Source organism: Petralouisia muris, from assembly GCF_004793545.1.
In the GTDB taxonomy this organism is placed as follows: domain Bacteria; phylum Bacillota; class Clostridia; order Lachnospirales; family Lachnospiraceae; genus Petralouisia; species Petralouisia muris.
In genome coordinates this window covers 1-4,760 of sequence record NZ_SRYA01000153.1, presented here as the reverse complement: position 1 = coordinate 4,760, position 4,760 = coordinate 1, and the positions used below count along the sequence as shown (strand labels likewise).

Sequence of the window (4,760 nt, the reverse complement as noted above, 5' to 3'; positions counted from 1 at the left end):
CCACTCAGAAATAAGCATTTTTTATTCCTCCCCGTCACTCCCATTCATATAACATAATTCTTTTCTGTTTCTTCATGGACTTTCCGAGACTACACTAGTAAGTATGCTTGATACCGGATGCACTCCCGCCAATTTTTCACCTCCTGCCAAGCCTATGATTATATATATGAATTCTAAACTTGTTATTAAAACTGCGTTGGACTTGGTAATTTGTGTAATCAATATTATAGGCATCAATGACATAGGCGTTAGTACCGCTAAAGCACCGCTCTTCACCAGGATACCCATCAATATTTCAACACTGATTCCTGTCTTCAGCACAATCGCAAACAACAACATTACTGGTACAATAGAACTAATATTATGAAGAGGACAAGTATATTTAGCATTACTTTAACGAACAGCAGCCGGTTCATACTAATGGGTATCTGAAGTATTTCTTTTATCGTATGGTACCTATATTCACAGCTTATTTGACTGATTAGCAGCATACCTGCTAAAAATGGAAGAAGCATACTGATGACAGACATACATCTCTCAGTGAATTTGCCGAAGCTGTGAAACCACGGCTCTGAGACAGAAGCAAAGTGGAAATAGACACCTATTAAACTGACGGCTGCTGCTAAAAAGCAAAACATTGCCAACACCATCTTTTTCCTTTTCATTTTAATAAATTCGGCTTCAAGCTGAGCCCGCATCATGATTCCTCCCTCCTATAAGAATTGCCACTGATATCATAAATATTATGATAATGGAAGCACATCCCCAGCCTGCTTTGTATAAAGTGAGTTTTGAGTCATAGTGGACGATTGCCAGACCGGCGGTAAGGGGATAAATATTTACAAGTTTGGTGTTGGCTACAAAGATGCCGCATATTCCTACTGCAAATGCCAAAACAACGCCTCCTAAGTAATTATTTCTTTTCATTGATGATAGAAGAACGATTGGCAGCACTGACACATAGCACCCAAAACTTGTCACAATAGTTCTAAAAAAATTAGTTGATATAGAAAAAAACGTATATCCCAGGAACTCTGAAATTATTATAGTTAATACAAAATTAGTTATAGCAACAATCAGCATGAGAAGAAAATTTGTTATAACTTTGGCTGCCATCATTTTTTGATACGTTACACCGACTACCAAATTATTTTTCATGGTATCATCTATATACTCCCTGTTTATCGTATATCCGGTCATTAACGTCAAAAGTGCCGGAAAAAATAAGGTCACATTGTTCCAGATGACACCGTCATTTAATTCCTGGAACCCACGCTGGCTGCCCTCTGCTCCAAGAAGCTGTACCACCGCCAATATTACCGAGCAGAAAGAACCCAATATCACAATACCTAAAATCGAATTTCTTTTTAATTTTATACACTCTGCTGCCACCATTTTAGGCATCGCTCACACCTCCCGATTATTTAAAATGACTGTTGTCAGACCAATGGATACCACACTCATAAGAACTATTGTTCCAATGCAATAAGGCAAAGTTACAATCCATTCCGAAATTCTTCCGTTTCCCGCAGTATTGATGAACCGGGAGTTATTGGATATATGTGGCAATGCCCACCGGAATACCGTCGTCAGCGGCAATGGCAGCCTTACCAATTTTAAAGATGATATAAAACAGACTATTGTGTATGCAATCGTAAAGACAGTTGGAATTATATGCTTCTTTGCTGCTAATACCGTAACAATATAAACTGGGAGAATGGAAAGTGCCACCATGAAAGACAGTAGAACCGCCATTCCTAATTTACTCAGGACTGATGCATAATCTCCAAGAACTACACCCCCTATGATCACCGATACCATAGCGCCTATCCCATATAAAAAAGACATAAAAATCAGGAAAATAATCTTTGCCCACAGCATCATCCCTTTTGATATGGAAATTGAGAGCATATTTTTAAATGTCTGGTTATCATATTCCACATTTATGGAAGAGCTTGCAATAATCCCTAATACAATAGGAAGTATGAGGAAAAAACCAAATTCTATGGCAAACATAAATAAAATATCAAATGACAGTTTCGCTTTTACAACTATAATAGTTAAAGGAACCGGCAATATCCATGCTGCCAATAATGTACCCAAAACGAATTTTTTTCGTTTTACTTTCATAAACTCAGCCAATATGCACTTAAGCAATCCCCTCACCCCCTGTAATCTTTTTAAAGTAATCCTCCAGACTGTCATTACAGATACGGGTTTCAAAGACGTCTATCTCGTTTTCCATCAAAAATCTGTTAATTATATTTGTCTCAACAATATTGGTCTGATAAACTTTCAAAATTGCTTCATCTTCCACTTTATACTGTTTAATCCCAAACTTCTGCTCAATCAGCATAGAAGCACGGGATGAATCCGAAACTCTGAACAAAATATATTTCTGGTTTTTGTCCCTAAGCTTTTGTACACTGCTTTCCTCAATCAGATATCCGTTGTTAATGATTCCAATATCATCTGCAATCAAATCAATTTCTGACAGTATATGACTCGAGATAATAATTGTTTTTCCCCTCTCCTTACAGAGCTTTTCAAGGAATTCTCTTATTTCGACAATCCCTATTGGATCCAGACCATTGATTGGCTCATCCAAAATAAGTAATTCCGGGTCATGCATGATTGCGTTTGCAATTCCAAGCCTTTGCTTCATACCCAATGAATAGTTGGAGTATAATTTTTTGTCCTTATAGGGGAGCCCAACAATTTCCAACGCTTTTTTTACTTCATCACGGCTCACAGTTCCCCTTAACATCGAAAAAATTTTAAGGTTTTCTGTTCCCGTAAGGTTTGGATAAAACCCCGGGGCTTCTATAATGGAACCAATCCGTGGATATATTTTTCTCTTGTTTCCATCGCATAAGCTTTTTCCAAATAAGGTAATGCTCCCCTCCGTTATCTTTGTAAGTCCAAGCATCATCTTCATAATTGTGGTCTTTCCTGCCCCGTTTCTTCCCAAAAGACCATATATTGTACCCGGTTTTACATGTAAATTCACATTCTTTATTACTGTCTGAGTTTCATATTTTTTGGTCAACCCATTTGTTTTAACTAAATACTCCATTAAACATTACTCCTTTTTTTTATATTTAGTATTATAGCACCCAAACCTTGCCAAAACCTTGCCAACTGATTATTTTTCCCTTAAAATAAAGAAAGCTGCCAAGGATGATATGGTCCCCCGGCAACTTTTTTTATTCATTCTGTAATTGTTTGTTACTGTTTTTAAAAAACACAATTTTAAACCTCGTGAATTCTCCTTCCATGCTTTCCACATAAATAGATGCATGGTGCGCTGCCAATAGTTCCTTCACTATAGCCAGCCCCAATCCATTTCCCTCCATAGCCCTTGCTTCGTCACACCGATATAATCTTTCAAAAATAAACGGAAGTTTTCCTTCTTCAATTCCCGTTCCCCAGTCCGTAATGTCTATACAAACCTTTTCATCCGAAATTTCCATATCCAGTTTCATCTTGTCCGCATCACTATGAACAACAATATTTTGAAACAAGTTGTTGATAATCCTTTCATATGATATCTTATCCAGAAACATAGAACACTCCGTCTCGGGGATTTGAAACTCATATGTTATTTCTTTCTTTTCAAACACATTAAGCCAGTCCAATATTATAGTTCTCGTCAATTCCACAATATCAAGTTTCTGGAAATGAAACACCTTTTCCTTTGCATCCAATTTCACCCATTCAAACAAGGCATTTGTAAAATCTTTTAACTGGATTGCCTTCATAAGCGCAATATTCACATATCTGTCCCGTTTTTCCTCTTTTACCATGCGACCATCAATTGCTTCAAGATAACCAATCAATGATGCCAGTGGCGTCTTTACATCATGTGAAAGTCCGGTCATCAACCGTTTATATGACTGTTCGGATATCTTCTGCTCAATAATTCTATTCTGCATAATTTCTACAATTTCGTTGATTCCATAGCAGATTTCTCTTATTTTACCAGCTTTCTGCGCCAATATCCGTCTGTTAAGGTTCCCATCCTTTACGTCCGCCAGTACGTCACATATAGTATCTAATTGCCGATTTGTTTTTACCATACCTGAGCATAAAATAAAACAGACAATGAACAATAAACTGCAAACAAGTATTAAAAAAGTAACCATATTTTATACCTCCGTACTGAATCTATATCCCACACCCCTTATCGTCTGTATGTACGACGGACTGCTTTCATCCAATTCTATCTTTTTTCTGAGTTTACTTATAAAAGCGATCAGGTTATTATCATCAAATGAATATTCTTCTGCCCATACCTCTGCATATATTTGCTTCTTGGTAAATGCTCTTCCTGGATGAGATGCCAAAAAAGCCAATAAGTTGAATTCCTTATTTGTTAATTCTATCGTTTTTCCGTCCACATGAACGACTCTCGTCTCTAAATTAATACTCAGGTTTTTAAACTCAATCTTGCTTTTTTGTTCAGTCTGTTCGCTAAAAACAGTATAGCGGCGAATTAGGGAATATACTCTGGCTTTCAATTCGTTCATCCCAAATGGCTTAGTCAGATAATCATCTGCTCCCATCCGAAGCCCAATTACCTTATCCACTTCCTCGTCTTTAGCTGTTAACATTAGAACCGGTATGTTACTATTTTTCCTTAATCCTCCCAGTATTGTCAACCCGTCTATTTGGGGGAGCATAATATCTAAGATTACTAAGCTATACACCAGTTTACAACTTTTTTAATAAAAAAATGCCGCACAGGACTTTCTGTTGTA

6 protein-coding genes are annotated in these 4,760 nt (G+C 37.1%); all 6 read right to left on the bottom strand.

What is annotated here, in order from left to right; translation table 11 throughout:
• Positions 1-338 precede the first annotated feature (338 nt).
• The 6 genes from E5329_RS32765 to E5329_RS28220 all read right to left on the bottom strand — a co-directional run bounded on the left by E5329_RS32765 (position 339) and on the right by E5329_RS28220 (position 4,682).
• Positions 339-638 (bottom strand): ABC transporter permease, encoded by a 300-nt coding sequence (locus E5329_RS32765; protein WP_408634716.1) that lies wholly within the window; start codon positions 636-638, stop codon positions 339-341.
• Positions 639-681: 43 nt separating this feature from the next.
• A complete protein-coding gene (locus E5329_RS28240) occupies positions 682-1,404 on the bottom strand; it encodes an ABC transporter permease (RefSeq protein ID WP_135992457.1) in 723 nt (240 codons plus the stop codon).
• Between the two features lie 3 nt (positions 1,405-1,407).
• Positions 1,408-2,157, bottom strand: coding sequence for an ABC transporter permease (locus tag E5329_RS28235; protein WP_168356809.1), 750 nt, complete (start codon positions 2,155-2,157; stop codon positions 1,408-1,410).
• A complete protein-coding gene (locus tag E5329_RS28230; RefSeq protein WP_135992455.1) occupies positions 2,150-3,076 on the bottom strand; it encodes an ABC transporter ATP-binding protein in 927 nt (308 codons plus the stop codon). Before E5329_RS28230 ends, E5329_RS28235 begins: the two co-directional genes overlap by 8 nt.
• A 130-nt stretch (positions 3,077-3,206) precedes the next feature.
• Entirely contained in the window at positions 3,207-4,145 is a 939-nt protein-coding gene (locus tag E5329_RS28225) for a sensor histidine kinase (RefSeq protein WP_135992454.1), read from the bottom strand.
• Positions 4,146-4,148: 3 nt separating this feature from the next.
• On the bottom strand, positions 4,149-4,682 hold the full coding sequence (locus E5329_RS28220) for a response regulator transcription factor (RefSeq protein WP_408634715.1): 534 nt from the start codon (positions 4,680-4,682) through the stop codon (positions 4,149-4,151).
• Positions 4,683-4,760: the final 78 nt, after the last annotated feature.

What these genes read in the sequence shown, in the direction of transcription:
- E5329_RS32765 (WP_408634716.1), bottom strand. Translation starts at nt 638, where the DNA reads ATGTTTTGCTTTTTAGCAGCAGCCGTCAGTTTAATAGGTGTCTATTTC.
- E5329_RS28240 (WP_135992457.1), bottom strand. Translation starts at nt 1,404, where the DNA reads ATGCCTAAAATGGTGGCAGCAGAGTGTATAAAATTAAAAAGAAATTCG.
- E5329_RS28230 (WP_135992455.1), bottom strand. Translation starts at nt 3,076, where the DNA reads ATGGAGTATTTAGTTAAAACAAATGGGTTGACCAAAAAATATGAAACT.
- E5329_RS28225 (WP_135992454.1), bottom strand. Translation starts at nt 4,145, where the DNA reads ATGGTTACTTTTTTAATACTTGTTTGCAGTTTATTGTTCATTGTCTGT.
- E5329_RS28220 (WP_408634715.1), bottom strand. Translation starts at nt 4,682, where the DNA reads ATGCTCCCCCAAATAGACGGGTTGACAATACTGGGAGGATTAAGGAAA.